At 60.0% G+C, this 19,618-nt stretch carries 15 protein-coding genes and 1 pseudogene; 10 read left to right on the top strand and 6 right to left on the bottom strand.

Annotated features, from left to right (window positions below; genetic code table 11):
• Positions 1-14 precede the first annotated feature (14 nt).
• From arsB to Q5701_RS19700, 4 genes are all read left to right on the top strand, one after another.
• Positions 15-1,091: an ACR3 family arsenite efflux transporter gene (gene arsB, locus Q5701_RS19715; RefSeq protein WP_306752650.1), complete on the top strand. Its 1,077-nt coding sequence runs from the start codon at positions 15-17 to the stop codon at positions 1,089-1,091.
• Positions 1,088-1,759 carry an arsenical resistance protein ArsH gene (arsH, locus tag Q5701_RS19710; RefSeq protein ID WP_306752649.1) on the top strand — a complete coding sequence of 224 codons (672 nt, stop codon included), beginning with the start codon at positions 1,088-1,090 and terminating at the stop codon, positions 1,757-1,759. The genes arsB and arsH overlap by 4 nt, the downstream gene beginning before the upstream one ends.
• A 1,351-nt stretch (positions 1,760-3,110) precedes the next feature.
• Positions 3,111-4,064: a ligand-gated ion channel gene (locus tag Q5701_RS19705; RefSeq protein WP_306752648.1), complete on the top strand. Its 954-nt coding sequence runs from the start codon at positions 3,111-3,113 to the stop codon at positions 4,062-4,064.
• Positions 4,065-4,209: 145 nt separating this feature from the next.
• Complete coding sequence (locus tag Q5701_RS19700) at positions 4,210-5,772, top strand: serine hydrolase (RefSeq protein WP_306752647.1); 1,563 nt, start codon at positions 4,210-4,212, stop codon at positions 5,770-5,772.
• A 229-nt stretch (positions 5,773-6,001) separates the two neighbouring features.
• On the opposite strand, the gene Q5701_RS19695 is transcribed toward Q5701_RS19700, so the two are convergent.
• Entirely contained in the window at positions 6,002-6,457 is a 456-nt protein-coding gene (locus Q5701_RS19695) for a helix-turn-helix domain-containing protein (protein WP_306752646.1), read from the bottom strand.
• Between the two features lie 67 nt (positions 6,458-6,524).
• Between Q5701_RS19695 and Q5701_RS19690 the strand changes: the two genes are divergently transcribed.
• Complete coding sequence (locus Q5701_RS19690; RefSeq protein ID WP_373568571.1) at positions 6,525-7,202, top strand: MFS transporter; 678 nt, start codon at positions 6,525-6,527, stop codon at positions 7,200-7,202.
• A 56-nt stretch (positions 7,203-7,258) separates the two neighbouring features.
• Positions 7,259-7,873, top strand: coding sequence for an MFS transporter (locus Q5701_RS19685; RefSeq protein ID WP_306752645.1), 615 nt, complete (start codon positions 7,259-7,261; stop codon positions 7,871-7,873).
• Between the two features lie 729 nt (positions 7,874-8,602).
• Here Q5701_RS19685 and Q5701_RS19680 read toward each other — a convergent pair.
• Together Q5701_RS19680 and Q5701_RS19675 are read right to left on the bottom strand one after the other, a co-directional pair.
• The gene (locus Q5701_RS19680; protein ID WP_306752644.1) at positions 8,603-9,553 is read right to left on the bottom strand and encodes a ParB/RepB/Spo0J family partition protein; all 951 of its coding nucleotides are present in this window, start codon (positions 9,551-9,553) and stop codon (positions 8,603-8,605) included.
• Complete coding sequence (locus Q5701_RS19675; RefSeq protein ID WP_306752643.1) at positions 9,550-10,683, bottom strand: AAA family ATPase; 1,134 nt, start codon at positions 10,681-10,683, stop codon at positions 9,550-9,552. The genes Q5701_RS19680 and Q5701_RS19675 overlap by 4 nt, the downstream gene beginning before the upstream one ends.
• 654 nt (positions 10,684-11,337) lie before the next feature.
• Here Q5701_RS19675 and Q5701_RS19670 point away from each other — a divergent pair.
• Positions 11,338-12,360, top strand: a complete 1,023-nt coding sequence (locus tag Q5701_RS19670; protein WP_306752642.1) for a replication initiation protein — start codon at positions 11,338-11,340, stop codon at positions 12,358-12,360.
• Between the two features lie 1,565 nt (positions 12,361-13,925).
• Here Q5701_RS19670 and Q5701_RS22965 read toward each other — a convergent pair.
• A pseudogene (locus Q5701_RS22965) lies at positions 13,926-14,446 on the bottom strand (recombinase family protein).
• A gap of 348 nt (positions 14,447-14,794) precedes the next feature.
• A complete protein-coding gene (locus tag Q5701_RS19655) occupies positions 14,795-15,145 on the bottom strand; it encodes a hypothetical protein (protein ID WP_306752639.1) in 351 nt (116 codons plus the stop codon).
• Here Q5701_RS19655 and Q5701_RS19650 point away from each other — a divergent pair.
• Both Q5701_RS19650 and Q5701_RS19645 read left to right on the top strand, forming a co-directional pair.
• On the top strand, positions 15,119-15,583 hold the full coding sequence (locus Q5701_RS19650) for a ferredoxin reductase domain-containing protein (RefSeq protein ID WP_306752638.1): 465 nt from the start codon (positions 15,119-15,121) through the stop codon (positions 15,581-15,583). The two genes, Q5701_RS19655 and Q5701_RS19650, sit on opposite strands and share 27 nt — an antisense overlap.
• Before the next feature lie 112 nt (positions 15,584-15,695).
• Positions 15,696-16,520: an HAD-IIA family hydrolase gene (locus tag Q5701_RS19645; RefSeq protein WP_306752637.1), complete on the top strand. Its 825-nt coding sequence runs from the start codon at positions 15,696-15,698 to the stop codon at positions 16,518-16,520.
• A gap of 15 nt (positions 16,521-16,535) precedes the next feature.
• Here the strand turns inward: Q5701_RS19645 and Q5701_RS19640 are convergent, their stop codons facing one another.
• Entirely contained in the window at positions 16,536-17,309 is a 774-nt protein-coding gene (locus tag Q5701_RS19640) for a FadR/GntR family transcriptional regulator (RefSeq protein ID WP_306752636.1), read from the bottom strand.
• Positions 17,310-17,846: 537 nt separating this feature from the next.
• Here Q5701_RS19640 and Q5701_RS19635 point away from each other — a divergent pair.
• Positions 17,847-19,616, top strand: coding sequence for an L-lactate permease (locus tag Q5701_RS19635; protein ID WP_306752635.1), 1,770 nt, complete (start codon positions 17,847-17,849; stop codon positions 19,614-19,616).
• Positions 19,617-19,618: the final 2 nt, after the last annotated feature.

The raw sequence follows: 19,618 nt of genomic DNA, 5'->3' as shown, positions 1-19,618 counted from the left end.
CAGAGGATATTGCAATGATCGTTCCACATCCGGCCAGCCGGCTTTCCTTTCTGGACCGATACCTGACGCTCTGGATCTTCGCGGCCATGGCCTTGGGCATCGCGCTCGGGACGATCTTCACCGGCCTGCCGGATGCCCTGAACGCGATGTCAGTCGGTTCGACCAACATCCCGATCGCCATCGGCCTCATCCTGATGATGTATCCGCCGCTCGCGAAGGTGCGCTACGAGGAGCTGCACCAGGTCTTTGCCGACAAGCGCGTGCTGATGCTGTCGCTGGTGCAGAACTGGATCATCGGTCCGGTTCTGATGTTCGTGCTGGCCGTGATCTTTCTGCGTGATCAGCCCGAATACATGACGGGCCTGATCCTGATCGGCCTCGCGCGCTGCATCGCCATGGTGCTGGTCTGGAACCAGCTCGCGCGCGGCGACAACCAGTATGTCGCGGGGCTGGTGGCCTTCAACTCGATCTTCCAGATCCTGTTCTTCTCTACCTATGCCTGGCTGTTCCTGACGGTTCTGCCGCCGCTGTTCGGCCTGGAAGGCAGCATCATCGATGTGAGCTTCTGGACCGTGACTGAGGCCGTGCTGATCTACCTGGGCCTGCCCTTTGTTGCGGGCTTCCTGACCCGGCGCACCCTGATCGCCCTGAAGGGGGCGAACTGGTATCAGAATGTATTTCTGCCGAAGATCAGCCCGATCACGCTGGCGGCACTGCTCTTCACCATCGTCGCGATGTTCAGCCTCAAGGGCGGGGACGTGGTGCGCCTGCCGCTCGATGTGGTTCGGATCGCCGTGCCGCTGGTCCTGTATTTCGCCATCCAGTTCCTGCTGAGCTTCGCGATGGGGCGGCTGATCGCCCGGGACTACCCGCGCGCCACGGCCATCGCCTTCACCGCGGCCGGCAACAACTTCGAACTGGCCATTGCCGTGGCCATCGCGGCCTATGGCCTTGCCTCTCCCGTGGCGTTTGCCGCCGTGATCGGCCCTCTGGTCGAGGTGCCGGTGCTGATCCTCTTGGTGAACGTCGCCCTGCGGCTTGGCAGCCGCTGGTTCCCCAGAGATGCGGTGCTGAAGGAGGCCCGCGCATGATCCCCGACCTGCCGAACCTGTCGCCCGACGCCATCCGCCAGCCGAGCTTGCCCTTGGTGTCACGCGCCACCCATCCGCCCCGCATCCTGCTGCTCTACGGCTCGCTGCGGGAACGCTCCTATAGCCGCTTTGCCACGCTAGAGGCCGAACGGCTGCTGCGTCACTTCGGCTGCGAGACGCGCGTTTTCCATGCAAACGGCCTGCCGCTGCCGGATGATGCCGAGGCCTCGCATCCCAAGGTGCAGGAACTGCGCGAACTATGCCTGTGGTCCGAGGGACAGGTCTGGACCAGTCCCGAGCGCCACGGCGCCATGACCGGCGTGATGAAGTCCCAGATCGACTGGATCCCGCTCTCGATGGGGGCAATCCGTCCGACCCAGGGTCGCACCCTGGCGCTGATGCAGGTCTCTGGCGGCTCACAAAGCTTCAACGCCGTGAACCAGATGCGTGTTCTCGGCCGCTGGATGCGCATGATCACGATCCCGAACCAGTCCTCGGTCGCCAAGGCTTATGACGAGTTCGACGAGGCCGGCCGGATGCATTCGTCGAGCTACTACGACCGCATCGTTGATGTGATGGAGGAACTGGTGAAGTTCACGCTGCTGACCCGCGACATCTCAGATTTCCTGACCGACCGCTACAGCGAGCGGAAGGAAACAGCTGTCTGACGTCAGCGCCCATGGGACAGATTAGGCAGATTGCGTGATGGAGGGTTTTTGGCTCATCGTAGCCCTTATGGAGCGAAGATGAGCAAGAAACCCATGACGACGAAAGCCGAGGCTGGTTGCTGACGCCAGCTGAGGCCTATGATACCGCCAACCAAAACCTGAAAGCCGCTGCCTGACATGAAACCCATGCCCGAGCTTAGCGAAGCGGCAAACTGGTCGAAAATCCCGGACCACCTCTTAACCCCGCCGTGTAGACATAGCACAGTTTCAACTTTTCAAACCAGGTTCAGAGCTCGGAGAAAGATTTGCAGGAACTGGCATAAAACAACTTCAGGGCAAGCTGGAGCGGGTTCAACTGTCGGGTAGTTGACACAACAACCTTGGCTTTCTGAATACGCTTCTTCCAAGCAGGCCGTTGGAAGCATCGAATTTTTTGTCAGAAGGCTGAAAATGTATTCTTGCCAGCACCAAACTTCTTCCTCCTTCTATGATCCTAAAAGGCGACTGACGAGTGAGGAGTGGATCTTGATTATGAACGCCTTACGTGCCTATCAGCACAACGAGGCCTATCGCGCTCTTTATGAAAAGCTAGGAGAAAGTCCTCTCAAGGCTAAGGTCGTCCCATCCAAAAGCAACTTTGACAAGGCTGCTTCATAGCTTCCAATCGTGGTCATCCCGGCTGCATTCTCTCAGTCCCTGTGGGCTGCTCAAGGTTTCTCGACATGTGCCAAGAAAAAAGCCCCGCCGGTCAGGGCGGGGCAAGAGTCCAACAGGGAGGTAATGTATTTCAACACAGAGTTGTGGATTAAGTTCCAATAGTTCTGGAAGGAAACGTCCCTCTTGTCGGACTTGTGGTGATTTGAATTATATATGATAAATGTAACCGCAAAGAATAACTTATCCATGTTTTGTACTATGGACAGTCCCTATAAACATCCGCTCCAGAATATGGCTATGCATGCGAGGATGATGGCGCCGAGGAAGATGTCTTCGCATCTCTCGTAACAAATAGCAATGCCACGCCAGTCCTTCAGGCGGCCTGTTTGGGAAGCTGCAGGGCGGCGGTGCCAGGCTGACCGTCAGCTTAGGGCCCGAAATAACCTTCCCCGGTCTACCAGATGATCACATCTTGCCATCTGGTTGCTGTTGGAAAGGCCCTTTTTGTTGTCCAGAGGGTAAGGGTTCGTACCCTGGCACGATCATTGGTCTTTGATCGCACAAGACTGTAGCATGGCCAGCTCCATTCCGATTACGATGAAGCATGGGACGGGGTCCGCGACCTTTGCAACGACCGGCGCGCGGGCGGCCAATCCGCCTTCAGGCGCTTCTTGCGCTCGGCGGGCTTGTTCTCATGATCCTGGCAATGCTCGCCCTCAGGCCGGCCAATGCCCAGGTAGCAGACGAGAGTGCACCCGCCGTCTGCCGACTGGGTGTGAACATCGAGGATCTTTACAATCTTGACATGGCGGGTGACACCTTCGGCGCGATCCTGTGGGTATGGAGCCTGTGCCCCACGCCCGAGTTCAGGCCGCTCGAGACGATCGTGTTTCCGACCGCCGCATCGGGCCTGAACCTCGATGACGTCGAGACCATCGAGACTGGTTCCGGCCGATCCTATGCCTCGCGTCGCGTGCAGGGCACGTTCCGGCACGACTGGGACATGGATCATTACCCCTTTGATCGGCAGCGGGTCGCGATCGAGATCGACGAGGATTTTTATGGTGCATCGCGTCTGGTGTTCGAACCCGACATCGAACAGTCATTCCTGACCCCTGGCATACGCGATCGGCTGGACCAATGGCGGGTGTCCGACCTGATGCTGACCGCAGGCGTCAGCGACGAACCGTCAACCTACGGAATGCCGGACGCGCAAGGGTCGCGATATGCCTTTATCGAGGCTGCAATCATGCTGGAACGGACCCATCCGATGACCTTCCTGAAGCTGACGGCCGGGGTGTTTGCAGGGGTCTTCATCGCCTTTCTGACTTTCTTTTACGATCCCAACGACCGTGGCGCCTTTGGCGGCAAGCTCGGATTGCTGGTCGGCGTGCTGTTCGCGGTCGTGTTGAACATGCGCAACGCCGACATAAGCATCGGTGACATCGACGATTTGACACTTGTGACCGAGCTGCATCTGATAACACTGGCCCTTATTGTCGTCCTCGCGCTTGCTGCGCTGCGGGACCGCCGAAGGGTAGAACGCGGTCTGCCGGTTCGCCACCCTGACTGGCGGTTACTGTGCATCATTGGCAGCCTTTATGTGCTGGTCATGGCGGCTTTGATCCTGCAAGCCGCCGGATCGTGACAGGCGGACATCCAGCAAGCGTCCTATCCCCAGGATCCAACCTGCCGCAGTCCGCGCTTGTCAGGTCGCGGGTCCGGTGGCACGCTCATGCAGCGCCGGAAGTCGTTTCACCACCTCCGCGGCGGGGGTATGGAGTGCCGTTTCGATGAACATCATCACGAAGGGGGCACTCCCCGCGCCCGCAGAACCCCTCCGTCCCGCCACTCTGATCCTTGCGCTGGCTACGCTGCTACCCGGCACGGCGGGCGCCGACGAGGCAATGGCCGTACGCGTCCGGACGCTGGCCCCCGAACTGGAGGCCTATATCGCCAAGGGCATGTCGGATTTCGATCTGCCAGGCCTTGCCATCGGCATCGTTGTCGGTGACGAGCTGGTCTATGCCAAGGGCTTTGGCCTGCGCCGGAAAGACGGCGAACCGGTCGATCCGGCAACGGTCTTCCAGATCGGCTCCACCACCAAGGCGTTTCTTGCCACCACGCTTGCCATCGCCGCCGATCGCAAGGAGTTCGACTGGGACGATCGGGTGGTCGACTACGAGCCAGACTTCCAGATGAAGGATCCCTGGGTGACAGCTGAGTTCCGCGTGGCCGACATGCTGGCGCAACGCTCGGGCCTGCCGCCCTATGCCAACGATGCCGTGGGCCTGCTTGGCTTCGATCAGTCGGCGATGATCCGGTCGCTTCGGCACGTCGAGCCGGTGTCAAGCTTCCGCTCGACCTTCGCCTATACCAACATCACCCATCTGCTCGCGCAGCGGGTGGTGGCCCGTGCCATGGGCGAGGCGGAGTGGGACGACGTGGTTCGCACCGAGATCTTCGCGCCGCTCGGCATGACGGATTCGTCCTTCACCGCCGATGCCATCGAGGCCGCCGCAGACACGACTGCGGGCTACCGGTGGACGGCGCAGGGCACTGTCGAGGTGCCGTTCACGCCGATCTTCCCTTACGGCTTCGGCGCTGCCGGTGCGATCAATTCAACGGTCGAGGACATGGCGAAATGGGTGCGCCTGCATCTCGCGGACGGAGAGTTCGAAGGCAGGCGCATCGTCTCGGAGGCGAACCTCGCCGTGACCAAGATCCCGCGCGTTGGGATGAGCGACAGGGTCGCCTATGCGATGGGCTGGGTGGTGCAGTCCACGCCGAACGGACGCGTCGTCTGGCACAATGGCGGAACAACCGCCTATGGCGCCTTCGTCGGCATCGCGCCCGACCAGGATGTGGGTGTCGTTGTGCTGACGAACGAGACCAATGTCGGCCTTCCCGACGCCATCGGCGAATGGACCTTCGATCGCCTGCTGGGCAATCCCGAGATCGATCATGTCGCAGCGAAGCTGACGGCGGCGCGCAAATCCGATGCCGACGCCAATGCGACCTTCGCGCGGCCCACAGCACCGTGGCCGTCGCCGCCAACAGCGTCTCTTGCCTCAAGCGTCGATAGCCCCGTCTTTGGCAAGGCAACGTTGACCACTGAGGGGGAGGGACTCGTCCTTGCGCTGAAGACGACCGGGGCGCGGCTGAAGCTCGCCCCATGGGATGGTGACGTCTTCACCGCCAGCCTCGTGCCAGAAGGCCGCTTTGCGGCGATTGCTGCCAACCTCGGCCCCTTGCCCATGGGCTTTGCGCAGTTTCAAGCGGACGAGACCGGCAAGCTCGCCACGCTGCGACTCACGATGGCGGATGGGCAGGTGTACGATTTCGCACGAAAGTAAGCCACAGGCTTGATGGTGCAGGCAAGTTTGAATGTCCCCTGCCTTGCCAGAGCGTAGAAAGAGCAGTGCCCTGGCTGACGTTATCCGCAACACGCGGTCCGCTGCCACCAGTCGACCAAAGCAGCGTTGCCTCGGCAAGAGCAGCACTCGCCTGCGGACCGGACGCCTCCGGCCAGCTACAATCCCCCGTGTACTCGCGCCCGGAGGGCTCGAAGCTTTGGCACAAACGTCAAACGCGTGGGCGACGCTTTGGTCGAGCCGGCGAGCCTTTGCGAAGACTCCGGTTCGTGATCTGCCGGTCGGACGCGGCCTTCATGAGCTTGCGAAAGGTCGGGCATTCCAGATGGGAGGGGGCCGAACAATCGGCCACATGCCGCAGAACGTCGCACAAGACACGAAGATCCGAGATCTGCCGCTGCAGGGTGTCCGCCTTGGCGTGCAGATCGGCGCGGGGAATGTCTGGGCGACCGTCCGATCCGAACATCCCTGCAATTTCCACCAGGCTAAAGCCAGCGGACTGCCCCATGGCGATCAGCGACAGCGTCATCAGAACGTCCCTGTTATATTGCCGGCGCAGGCCACGACGTCCCACGGATCGGATCAAGCCGATCTCCTCGTAGTAGCGCAGCGCGGAGGTTGGGACACCGGAGTGTTCAACAACGTCTCCAATATCGAGAAGGTTCATGCTTGACCTCAAGTTCGCTTGAAGTGGCACGATCTCCAAAGTCGGTGATTCGAACAAGGGGATAGACATGGAAGACCCAAAGCAAGATGCAGGCAGGCCCGTCTGGCGGGACAATCGTGCAGTCGCGCTCCTCATGGCGGCAATGCTGACGACCATGGCGAATGCCACCATCAGCCCAGCCCTTCCCGGGCTCGAGCGCCTGTTTGCGCAAGACCCGGATGCTGCAATGCTGACGCGGCTGCTTGTCACCGCGCCGTCTCTTAGTGTTGCGATCTTTGCGCCTCTTGCAGGACTTGCCATGGACCGGACCGGACGGCGGCGGCCGCTGCTGATCGGCATCATTCTGTTTGTGACCGCAGGGTGCGCCGGGCTTGTTCTTCCAAGCCTTTCGACAATCCTCGCCAGCCGCCTGCTTCTGGGAATAGCTGTCGCCCTGATCATGACGGCCCAAACTGCCCTTGTGGCGGACTACTTTTCGGGGGCCGATCGAAGCGCGCTGATGGGATTGCAAATCTCTGCCCGGAACTTCGGAGGTCTCCTGTTCATCACGCTGGCAGGCTGGGCCGCATCTCTGTCGCCGCGCCTGCCCTTCGCAATCTACGGCTTGGCCGTTGTCCTGCTGCCCCTAGCCTGGAAGGTCATCACCGACCGCCCGCGACCGTCCTCGGGGCCCGGTACGGAACACATGGCAGACCCTGAAAGACGCCATCCTTGGATCGTGCTCTTCTCGGCCGTGGGCCCCTAGCCTGGAAGGTCATCACCGACCGCCCGCGACCGTCCTCGGGGCCCGGTACGGAACACATGGCAGACCCTGAAAGACGCCATCCTTGGATCGTGCTCTTCTCGGCCGTGGTGCTCCTCCAGGGGCTGACCAACATGCTGTTCTTCATCATGCCGACGCAAATGCCGTTCTTTCTCGGTCTCCACGGACAGAACAGTGCTGTGATGACAGGAACGGCCCTCGGCGTACTGATGCTGAGCGGCGGCTGCCTTGCCCTGTTTTACGCCCGCATCCGGCCTGTTGTGGGCTATGCCGGGGTCTTCGTCACAGGTTACGGGTGCATGGCGGCAGGCTTCTTTACCCTGACGGTGCATCCAGGCATGCCGGCCTATCTGGCAGGCGCCGCATTGATAGGGGCAGGTTATGCTCTGGTCTCGCCGACCTTCGTCACTCTTGCACTGGATCTGTTGCCCCGGTCACGGCGAGGGGTTGGGGGCGGCATCCTGACAGCCTCGGTCTTCATCGGGCAGTTCTGCTCTCCCCTGCTCACCACGCCAGTGATCTCGGCTCTTGGGTACTCGGTCCTGTTCAGGGGAGCTGCAGTATTTCTGACGCTGATCGTTCTCGCAATCTTGGCGGTGATGGGTGTTGGTCGTCTGCGTTCAGCGTTCCGCGGACAACTTGAAACACAATGACCTGTCTGCCGCCTGTTCAAACACTCCCGGTACGATCGACGCCGACAAGCCTGAGAACGTCCTTGGCACCCGTACCTTTTCGCCACGGCGATGAATGGCAGAAATGTCCGCACTGTGGTTGCTTCCCTGCCCTACCCCGCCCTTAGTCACTACGGCGAACACAGGGGGCAGGTTTGGGAAAGCTGCATGCAGCACGTTGTTCCGCCCGACCGGCAGCTTGGGGCCGTTTTCACCACATCAGGCGCATTCCTCTTCGTCGCCCCCCCGTTCGGGCGTCATTCGAAACGCCGGTCCGGTCACCAGGGCGATGTTGGGCCGGCTTGGAGAACTCGACAATTAGCGCTGTCTGTCCGGACGGTCGGCTTAGGCCCATGTGCTAACTACGCTTGAAACTCAACGTCTTTCCAAGATCGCCCAAGCCGGGGGTGATCGCTGCCCTTGGGCAGGCCCCTCACTGTCCGATCCTTACCGGCAGCTTGCCGCATCGGCGCAAAGGTCGGGAAAACCCGAGGCTGTGCCTGGACTCCGACCTAGCCTGCCTGATGCCGCCCGCTTCTATCACTACCCGATCGATTTGCCTTGCTTCCTGGAAGCTGCGTCGACCACGGCAGACAAGAGGCCGGTGGGGGCCTACTGGCCGTTCACTAGCCGCCTTGCAACATTGCTCAGTTATCCACTAGGCCGGCAAAGCACACAGCGAGGCATCCTAGAATTGCCAATTGGCAATTTTTAGTTTTCGGTCCTGCCCAAAAGATAATTGTCAAGGGCTGAACGAAGTTCGGCGGTGTCGATGCTGTCCGGGAATTCAATCCGAACCCTTTTCCCACGCTTTTCGACGCTGACGCCATTCACGGGCTTGCTGGCCTTGGGCGCGGGGCCGTATGCAGCAGCCCTCAAGCGCGACAGGACCTTCGGCACGGCGACATAGGCTCCCTGCCCCACCCTAGCCTTTCCCTGTTCTGCGGCGATCCTGTCCGCTTCGACCAGCACTTTGTCCTCAGCATCCTGAAGCATCGGGCGTATCTGTCGGGCATGCAGTTCCCGGATTTCGGTAATGCGGGGCCAAGCGTCGATGATAGCCGTTGGCAGACGAGCAAGATGCAGATATCGCGACAGCCACGCCTCGGACACTTCAAGCCGCGCGGCCATGGTCTTTTGCTTGCCGCCGTAATAGGCGCCAAGCGCCTGAAGATAATCTCGGGCCCGCTCGTAATCGCTCAGGTCGGCGCGGTCCCGGTTTTCGATATCCGCAAGGCGAAACGCTTCCTCGTCGGTCAGGTCGCGGACTTCGATTAGATAGCGGAACTGGGGATAATTGTTGGCGCGCAGCCAGCTTATGGCGAAATGCCGACGGGCGCCGCAGATGACCTCGTATTCCGGCCCCTGCCCCACCGGCAGCCTGCGAACGATCGCGGGAAATTCCTGTTGTCCTTGAGACCTGAGGCTGTCGATCAGCTCGCGGCAGTTTTCCTCAGTTAGCAAGTCATAGGCTCGGTTGTGCCGGGACCACATCATGCAGCTTGCGGGATCGACCCATCTCAACACCTTTTCCTCGCGCTCGCCAGTTTCCGACAAGGCGTTTGTACGTTTTAAGAACCGCGCTCCTCCCCGGTCCGACGTCGCCGGCGCAGGCAGGTCCTTCAGGACATCGTCAAAGATCGCATCATGCCGCTTGCTCACAACAAGCCCTCCTTGCGCAACTGCCGGTGATGGCTTGGCCATGTCTTGCGGACCAGCAGTTCGACTTCGCGCCCAACTGCATCAAGATAGGCGCGGCATCGCTTGTGCGTCTCGGTCCGGGTTGCGGGGCCAGTCAGTTCGTAAACCGTCATCAAGTTGGCCGTCGCATTATCGATCTCCGCCGAATCTTTCAGCGAGACGTTCAGCATGTCCTGGGGAAAAACCGCGTCCATCATGCGCTTGATGGCTTGATGCGCGGATTTCTGGTCGTTCATCTTGGAGGTCAGGATCTTTACGAAGCTGTATTCACGCGCCCCGCCATGCCGCGCCAGTTCCGCCAGGGTCGATTCCATCATCTTCAGGAAATGCGCGGTGGAAGCGAAGTCGATATTGTTGGGCGGGGCCGGGATTAGCAAGGCATTGGCCGCACGCAACACCGACAGCGACAGCATCCCAAGCGCGGGCGGAGGATCCATCAGAATGATGTCGAACTGATCCGCAATGGACGCTACGCCGTCGCGCAACCGGTCGAGGATAAAGGCCGGATCGCGCGCCATTCGGGCGGCGAATTCGTATTCTGCGTCATAAAGCCCCAGATTGGCTGGGATTAAGGCAATGCCGGGCCAATAGGTCGCCCGCAGTGCATAATGCAGCGACTTTGGGCCTCCATGCTGCAAAAAGGGGTAAAGCGTATCTTCCTCTTCGTGCACGTCGACATCCGGGTTCAGGCCGAAGACCGCCGTCGTTGAGGCCTGCGAGTCGCAGTCTATGACGCAGACACGATAGCCGCGAAGTGCGAAATATTGTGCCAGGTGTACCACCAGCGTGGTTTTGCCGACCCCGCCTTTGAAGTTCTGCACTGCCATGATCAGCGGTGGATCGCCGAGATCGCGGTGAGGAAGTGTACCGAAAACCTCTCGCATGCGGTTTACCTCGGCAAGACCGTATCCGTGCCGGCGGTTGGTAGTTTCATCTTTGGCAGGTTCGGGAAGCCGTCCATCGGCCTCTGCATCGCGAATTGCTTTTTCCGATCGGCCAACCATGTCGGCTGCCGTACGGACGTTGAAGAGCAGATCCAGCTGCTTATGTGTTCCGGGGGAAAATACCCTCTCCCGCAATCGTTCGATCACTGTCGAGGCACGCTGGCTAAGAACGGCAAGATCGTCCAGTGTGACCGGGGGTAGAGCATGGTTCATTGTTACGACTTCGCTGCTTTGTTCCCTGCACTATGTCGAAAAGCAATCATCGCGTAAAGTTCGGTTTCTCGGATCTAGGTCACCAAAAACCGATAGTTTTCGAATCACCCTGTGACGAGTGGTTCTGGCGCTTGTCGGCGGCAATTGCGGGGGTGGTTTATCCCATTTTGTAAGCTATCCCAACCCAGTGGTGTTGGGATCTGTGGATAAAATCAAACCAACGTCTTGTTCAGATTCATTAGATTCAGATTCAAGAGACGCAACTTGTTGTTTGCTATTTGTTTTCTACTGATAATCTTACATATTGGGGTGCTGTGGCTTACCTTCCGGGACGATGTTTCTTACGATTCGGGACTGGGGTCCTTACAGGAAGGGTGCTGCCCAAGACTTACGTTTTGGTCGGCAGGACGAACACCTGGTAAGGGTCTAGAATTGTCTCGCGAAAGCAGTGCGTTGGGAATTGCTCGGCCTAACCTCCATGAATCAATTCTTACTTTTCGGGTGACTGCGGCGCCTTTTTTTTGCAATGTGCTTGAACGCTTACTTCGATCGCGTTACAAAAGTAAGGTCTACGAGGTAAGGTGTAGTGTGGCAGACGCATCGATTAGGACGGTTGAAGCGCGGCCTAACGCCGACAGTTTGGTCAAGCCGGGCGAACTTGTCGACCTTGTCGAGGTGACGCCTCTGACTCTTAACGACCGCCGGATCTACAACCAGCTTCTGGAAAACGCCTGGGATGCCATTGATAAGCCCGTTACCCATGTCATTGCAAAGTCCGTTCTGCGCGGTAGCCACAATTCAAACGACCGTGTCGGCGACAGCCTTGAAAGACTGATGTCCGCAATCGTCAAGGTTGCTGTGACTTGGGAAGGGGAACCGGCAATTGAACGTGTCCAGCTCTTGGGGGGAAACCTTGAAAGCAGCAGGAACGACGGATTGCTGGAGTATGAAATCCCGGCGCGGCTGCGAAAAATCATCCGGAACAGCCAGATCTTCGCGCGCCTACAGCGCGAGGTAATGTTCGCCTTGTCTTCCAAATACGCCCTGACCTTGTACGAGATGGTGCAAAAGCGTGGAAACCTTCGCTGGAAATCGTCGGAACGGTTCACGCTCGATTCCTTGCGGGGCATAATGGGGGTGCCAAAGGGCAAGCTCTCGTCTTGGTCCAACCTTAAGCTACGTGCTATCGACCCGGCTGTCGCGGAGGTCAATGCGCTATCTGATTTCATGGTCGAGATATCGCCGATCAAGACGGGGAGGGCCGTGACGCATGTCGAGATGCGGTGGTGGCGTAAGGACGGCGATGCCGGCGGGGCAGCGGATCGCGCGTTGCAGTTTTCTAAGGTGGGCCGGCGGATTAAGGCCGAGAGCCGCGCCGAGCAAGTGGTCGCGGGGGAGGGCGGACGGCCACGGCCTGCTTGGCTGGATAGTCACGGTCCCTCCCTGCAAACAGCAACTTACGAGACTGCGAAGCTGCGTCATCCCGGCTTTGACATCTATTTCATAGAAGGCGAATGGCGCAGCTGGAGCGTGTCGAAAGAGCCTCCGAAAGACCCAGACCGTGCCTTTCTAGCTTTTTTGCGAAGCTATGCCGACAAGAACCCGATCTGAAAATTGCCAATTGGCAATTTTCTGGATTGGGCAGACCCGGGGTCTTGGAATCCTCAGTCCTAGCCCATGCTTGGCGTTTGACCACAGGCCGCCCTGCTGCAGGGCGGCGCCCGGCACAGTACACGACCGATGATGGATCTTCTGGCAAGAATAACCGCAAGCATTGGCGGCGCAGCGGCGTCTTGGTCTCGACGAACCCCGCCATCTGCAGGGCGCCGGCTGTTTCCAAGGTCACGGACCAGGGTCTCACGATCCTGAAGATGCCCGCGGCGAATGGGTGGAAGTTCGGTTGTCTGCCAAAGGTGTCGCCGGGCCTGAAGGTCAATGCCTTCACCTCTGGCCTGGATCACCCCGCTTGGTCGAGGTCTTGACGAATGGCGACATGCTGGTTGCCGAATTCAAGAAACAAGCACGACCTGCCAAAGACCCTTTTAGAGCCCATCGGGGCATAGGATGCGCCTCAGCAACGCAGTCGGTATCACGCTTTTCGCATAACGTTGTGGTGCGATACGGAGGGGATCGGGATGCGAAATCCGCTAGATGGTCCTTGAAGAGCAGAGCCATTTCTTCGGCTTGGCTCTACTTTGCTGCGCCCATTGCATGGGCAACAGAGATGGCATTGCCGCCTCTCCTTATGAAGAACGTCGCCCATGTCTTACCGGCGCCGGTCGAACGCTGCTGGACATCAAGCCAAGCCCAGCCGGGACTGGCCTAGGTGCAATGTACTGTCGTGAACGAGGGCGATGGCCTAGGCGAAGAAATCCCTCCAGACTATCTCACATCGATGCCGGACAGGATTTCTACGGATGAGCTTTTCCTCTTGGGGCGACACGGCAGATAAAAGTTGGATCAGTTGCAAGCGCAACCTTCGCGGATCATGCCGTTGACGCCCTGAACACTGCGGTGTGCAGGATGCCCGGAGGCAACCCGCGAAGCTTAGGCAGCGGTATGGTCATCGGTCAGCATGGTTGGTGGAACTGCTCAACACTCAGCGGGTACAAGGTGATCTTCGTGCCGTTAGACAACATGCGTCTGGCGGGTTCGCCCCGGAACCTGATATAAGGCGCTCTGTCCGACGATGAAAGGCTCACCTTCCGGCGTCCAGTCGGAGTTGTAATCAGATCCCTCGGGCATTCTTCGTTCTTGGCAGATGATGTCGGTACCGTCATCTCGCGAGTGAGCGAAGCGTGACAACCATGCGCCGGTGCCAGCCGATCTGATCGGCCTGGTCCCCTGGGGGAGGGCAGGGGTCTAGTGGTATCCTGGGGCCGACCGGCGAGCCCGTCCTGGTTATCGTGAAAATAGAACGCCGGAACTCCTATGGGGAGGTTCCGCCTATGCCCATTCTATACGCTTGTTGGAGCAGCATCCTGGCGGTGGGCGTTCCGTCTGCCGTTCTTTCTTGGGGTGCGTTCGCGCATCTGCTCCAAGCGTACGGCTATGCACGCAAGCTTCAGGTCGGGATCGGGTGGCGCATGCCCGCCACGATGGCTAGCATCTGGTCGTCTCCTTCTCAGCGCGGTGCCCAGGTCTGCGCCCGCCATGATCAGCGGCGCGAGATCCTCTCAGGCGATGTCGGGCCGGTGCCGGCCCACCAGAGGCAGCCAGCTTTCGGCCGTGGCCTCCAGCTTGCGGAAATAGGTCTCGTCACGCGCGGCCCAAAGCTGGCGCAGCGCGTCGTGGTCGCCCGCCAGCAGACCCGGATTGCCACCGACCTGCCTCTGGGCGCACACCCCCCGCAGCCCGGCCTTTGATCGCTCCCTCATCATTGCGCGTTCCAGTTCCGCAACTGCCTCATTTACCTGCGACGACAACGTCCCCTGTGCCATAGTGGTGTCGACGGGATTGCTTAGCGACCGGAATGCGCGTCCTTGCCCCCCAACGTCTCGATGACTTGCAGGAGGTGGTTCAGCAAGCACGCCAGCAGTTCGAGGCGGATCACCACCAGCGTTTCGCCAGACCGGATCGTCGCCAGAAGCGGCGCCAGGGCAGGGCGGGTGCGGTTGGCACCCGAGGCGTGCTCCTCGTGGATAATGGCGCAGCCCGCGCGCAACCCCAATCGCTGGGGGTCGATGTCTGTTTGCATGCCGAGAGCCGATTAGAGACGTGGATGGCTTAAATAATGTAGGACGGAGGACATTTTACAATTATGTGACATGCGACCAAACGGTCGTTTCGTAACGGTTGCAACGTAAGAGCGCAGCCAGTTGTCCTTATTCCGCTGCTTGCTATCCTGTGAAGCTGTTGAGGATCGGCCCTTGATGATGAAAGCAGGAGGTAGCCTGCGGTCCTCTTCAGCGGCCTAATCCTGGGATGCTCCTATGATCCGCAGATTGCGGAAATATCGCGGCTCGGAATGGAGAAAGCCTTGTGTGCCTACGGCAGCATCCGATCGCAGATAGGTAACCGGGGCAGATTGCGGGGCGGGGTGAGTTTACGCCGGTTGCGCGCCCACTAGATCGGGCAGCGGGGGGACGCGCTCGGCGGTCCCGTTGATTCCGAGCCGATCGCCGAGATAGGCGAATTGCTGACGCCAGCTGAGGCCTATGATACCGCCAACCAAAACCTGAAAGCCGCTGCCTGACATGAAACCCATGCCCGAGCTTAGCGAAGCGGCAAACTGGTCGAAAATCCCGGACCACCTCTCGGCGCGGTCATCGAGGCCACACCACCGGCAGGCGACTTCTATCTGTCCGACACGCCGCAGCGCCTTCTGCTCTTGCTGTCGGGCGGGGTAGGGCTGACCCCAATCGTCAGCATGCTGGAGGTTCTTGCCGAGCAGCATCACGACGTGCCTGTCTTCTATGTCCACGGCACAAGCAGCCCGGCGCATCGTGCCCTTGACGCCCAATTCCGCAAGCTCGCGTTCCGACATGGCAATGTTCTAATGGAAACGACTCACGGAAGCGGCGCGGATGAAAAAGCCAATCCCGGCCGGATTACCCTCAACTGGCTGCAGGGAAACACCCCTCTGGCCGAGGCGGATGTCTATCTTTGCGGCCCGCGCCCCTTCCTGCGCCACTTTGTCGGCAGCTTGCGCGGTGCCGGCATCCCCGCCGATCGCATCCATTACGAGTTCTTCGGTCCTACCGACGAACAACTTGCCGCTGAAGATAAGATATGGTTGCCACTGAAGCAGAGGAATATCCTGATGGCGCAGGCAAAAGGTGCAGCAAGCGCAAGAAGTTCTTCCGCAAATCCGACGATCATCATACATCTATAACTATACTGAACCCTTGTTTGGCTGATGGGTAGCCTAGTACAAATGGTGCGATGCGGTTCAGCCCGAGGGCTTCCCTCCAAATCCTTTTCATATCCGAGTGGAAATCAGCGCCGTGACGTCGAAGATAAAGATCCCCCGCAACGCGGCGATCATCAGCGATCTGGACGGAGTTGCGTATCGGGGTGATGTTCCCATCGCGACCGCTGTTCTTGCATTCCGGCAATGGCATCAACAAGGTCTGCCCTATGCCTTTGTGACCAACAATTCCACCAAAACGGCCCGAGAGTTCGCGGACAAGCTGAACGGGATGGGAATTCCAGCAACGCCTGAACGGGTCATCACCAGTTCTGCGGTCGTGGCACGGCGTGTGAAGGCTGACCTTCCCCCGGGGTCGCGCGTGATGGTGATCGGGGCGGCCTCGCTGGTGGGTGCAATCGAAGCGCAGGGGTTCCAGATTGCGGATCAGGACGTCAGGGCAGTCGTGGCAGGGCTGGACCGCGCCTTCACGTTCGAGAAACTGCAGAAGGCGCAGGCCGCCCTTTTGGCTGGGGCGTCCTTCTTCGGGACCAATGCCGACAGGATGTTGCCGCATGGTTTTGGATACGAACCCGGCGCCGGATCGATCCTTGCGGCCATCCAGACGGCGTCAGGGGTGACCCCGGTTGTGACGGGCAAGCCGCATCCTGACCTGATCCACATGGCCTTGGAAATCCTGGGAAGCGATCCTGAAACGACCTTTATGCTGGGCGATCAGATCGAAACCGACATCATGGCAGGCCGGGCGGCCGGGCTGAAGACGATCCTGGTCGCAACCGGCCTTCCGCCCAAGGCCGTGCCAGGGATCCTGCCTGACTTCGACATCGAAACGCTTCTGGATCTTGCCCTGGTGTCCGACGGAAAAGCCGCAGACGCCGAAACGCTTCATCTGCCAGGATAGACGAAGGCCGGTCAGTCACCCTTCCGAATTCAGCCGCATCCGCGCGCGCTGTTCGCGGCGCTGCAACTCCCGGCCCAGGTGGATGGATTGCTCGACGAAATCCAGATGCGCACGGGCGGCCCTTTCGCCGCGCTGCGGATCGCCCGCCTGGATCGCGTCGATGATCTCGAGGTGCTGATCCAGAAGCTTGCGGCCGGTGCCGTCGATGCTGCGCAGCAGGTCGCGATTGTAGAAGATGCCACGACGCGTCAGGTCGAAGACCGATGCCATCATGTGGATCAGCGTCGTGTTGTGGCTGGCGTCCACGACCGCGCTGTGCAACCGGGCATCAGCCTCCCATTCGGCCTCGCGGTCATCGGCCTTCCAGGCAGCCTCGAGATCCTCGCGGACGGCCTCCAGCCGTTCCCTGTCTGCAGTTGTGGCCCGCTGTGCGGCAAGGCGGGTGGCAAAGGCCTCTTGCTCGCGGCGGTATTCCAGATAATCGTGAAATGCCTCGCCGTGACGCGCATACAGCGCCAGCATTGCGGGTGACATCGCGCGGCCCGTGAGTTCCGCGATATAAGTACCGTCGCCATGACGGATGGTCAAAAGATTGCGGCTTTCCAGGATTTGCAGCGCCTCGCGCAGCTTGGGCCGCGAGACACGAAAGGCGTCCGACATTTCGCGTTCCGAAGGAAGACGCGCACCTCCCTTCAAAACGCCATCGACAATCATCGTCTCGATCCTGTCCACCACAGCCTGAACGACCGATTCGTGTTCCACCGGCTCGAAAACCTGTGCCGCTATCATGAGGCGTAACTCTCCCTCGGCTGCGTCGCGCAGCAGGTGATCAATATTATTTACCTCAAATGCAGAGAATTTCAAGCAGACGATGACGCGTCCAAACCTTTGCAAGAGATATATTTATTTCTCTGGCAGTGCATAGCCGCCAAACTTTCCACCTCGTGGGTGGGGCAGGATTTCGTGCCACCTGAACGAAGGCCAACAAATACGTTGATTCACGACAGAGGATCATATTATTTACCTCTTGTGGCAGTGTTTATTGTCGCCCCGAGGGGGAGCGGGTGAAAAGGAGCGGAGGAGGCGATCCAACAGCGGCTAGAAGGCATGCCCTTTGACACGGCCGTGCTGCAATCCACCTGATCGGCGGCAAATCGACGCTATCTGGATTTCCCAAAGGACAAGCGGGACGACCCGATCCTTGCTTGCCGTATAAAAGGCGCATGGATCGCAATTTGACCAAAGGGTCACCCGGCGCGGAGGGAAAGCCGGGGCGGCTGGCACAACAAAACAGCGGGGCCTGCCCCGTCCATCCGAGGAGGAACGATGCCTGACATCATCACATTCATTCTGGCCCTGCTGCCGATCGCCACGGTCTTCGTGCTGCTGGTCGTCTTGGCACGGCCGGCCAGCTTTTCGATGCTTATGGCCTATCTGGTGACGGCAGCCACGGCCTTGCTGGTCTGGGGCACCGATCTGAACAAGGTTCTTGGCGCCACCGCGAACGGCGCGATCACCGCGATCAGCCTGCTATATATCATCTTCGGCGCCATTCTGCTGCTGTATACGCTTGAGGAAAGCGGCGGGATCCGGTCGATCCGCAGCGGATTCACCAGCATTTCGCCCGACCGGCGCGTTCAGGCAATCATCATCGCCTGGATGTTCGGATCGCTGATCGAGGGTGCTTCGGGCTTTGGCACGCCTGCGGCCATCGCCGCGCCGCTGCTGGTCGCCATCGGCTTTCCGGCCATGGCTGCGGTCCTTGTGACGCTGATCATCCAAAGCACGCCGGTATCGTTTGGCGCGGTCGGCACGCCGATCCTTGTCGGGGTGAACACCGGCCTTGGTGGCCAGGAGATCGTCGAGACGACCATCGCGCCCATGGCCTATACCGATTATCTGCTGGAAATAGCGGTGAAGGTCGCAACTATCCACGGCCTTGTCGGCTTCCTGATCCCGCTGATCCTGGTGGGGATGCTGACGCGGTTCTTCGGGGCCAACCGCTCGTTCATCGAAGGCTTCCGCATCTGGAAATTTGCGCTGTTCGCGGGCCTTGCCTTCACCATCCCCTACTACATCATCGCCCGCGTTCTGGGGCCGGAATTCCCGTCGCTGCTGGGCGGCATCATCGGCCTGATGATCGTCGTTCCGGCGGCACGCGCGGGCCTGTTCATGCCCAAGGAGGTGTTCGACTTTCCGCCGCGCGCCCAGTGGGACGAGGCCTGGGTCGGCAAGCTGGACGATCTTGAAGATCACCATGCGGGACGCCCGGTCATGCCCCTGCTGAAGGCCTGGGCACCCTATGTTCTGGTCGTGGCCCTGCTGATCATCACCCGCGCAGTCGGGCCGGTGAAGGCCTGGCTGAACTCTCCCGATGTTACCATCGCGCTCGACAACATGTTCAGCTCGGGCATCAACGCGCGGGTGCAGGTGCTGTATCTCCCGGGAACGGTGCTGATCCTGGTTTCGATCATCACCTTCTTCCTGCATGGTATGAAAGGGCGCGACTACCTCCAGGCGCTGCGGTCGTCGGGATCGACCATGATCGCCGCCGCGCCTGCGCTGCTTCTGGCGGTGCCGATGGTGCAGGTGTTCATCAACTCGGCATCCGATACGCTGGCCAGCATGCCGATTGTTCTGGCCGAAGGCGTTTCGGCAGCCGTTGGCGAGGCCTGGCCGATGTTTGCGCCGCTGATCGGGTCGATGGGCGCCTTTGTCGCCGGATCGAACACCGTCAGCAACATGATGTTCTCGCTGTTCCAGTTCTCTACCGCCGAACAGATCGGTTTGGGCGCGGCTGGCGCGGGCACCGTTGTGGCGCTGCAGGCTATCGGCGGGGCGGCTGGCAACATGATCTGCGTGCATAACGTGGTGGCTGCATCCGCAACGGTGGGCCTGGTCAACCGCGAAGGCGCGATCATCCGCATGACCCTGATCCCGATGACCTACTATATCATCCAGGGCGGACTCATCGGGTTTGCGCTGCTGGCTGGCGGGTTCAACATGTGGTGGATCGCGGCGGCGATCTGGGCGGCAGCGGTGCTGTTCCTGATGTCGCAGAACCGCAGCCGCGTGCCCGCGCTGTCAAGGACCTGAAA

This window comes from Paracoccus actinidiae (assembly GCF_030863885.1).
In the GTDB taxonomy this organism is placed as follows: Bacteria; Pseudomonadota; Alphaproteobacteria; order Rhodobacterales; family Rhodobacteraceae; genus Paracoccus; species Paracoccus everestensis.
Note: the sequence above shows the minus strand (reverse complement) of the source record. Positions and strands in the feature narration are given on the sequence as shown.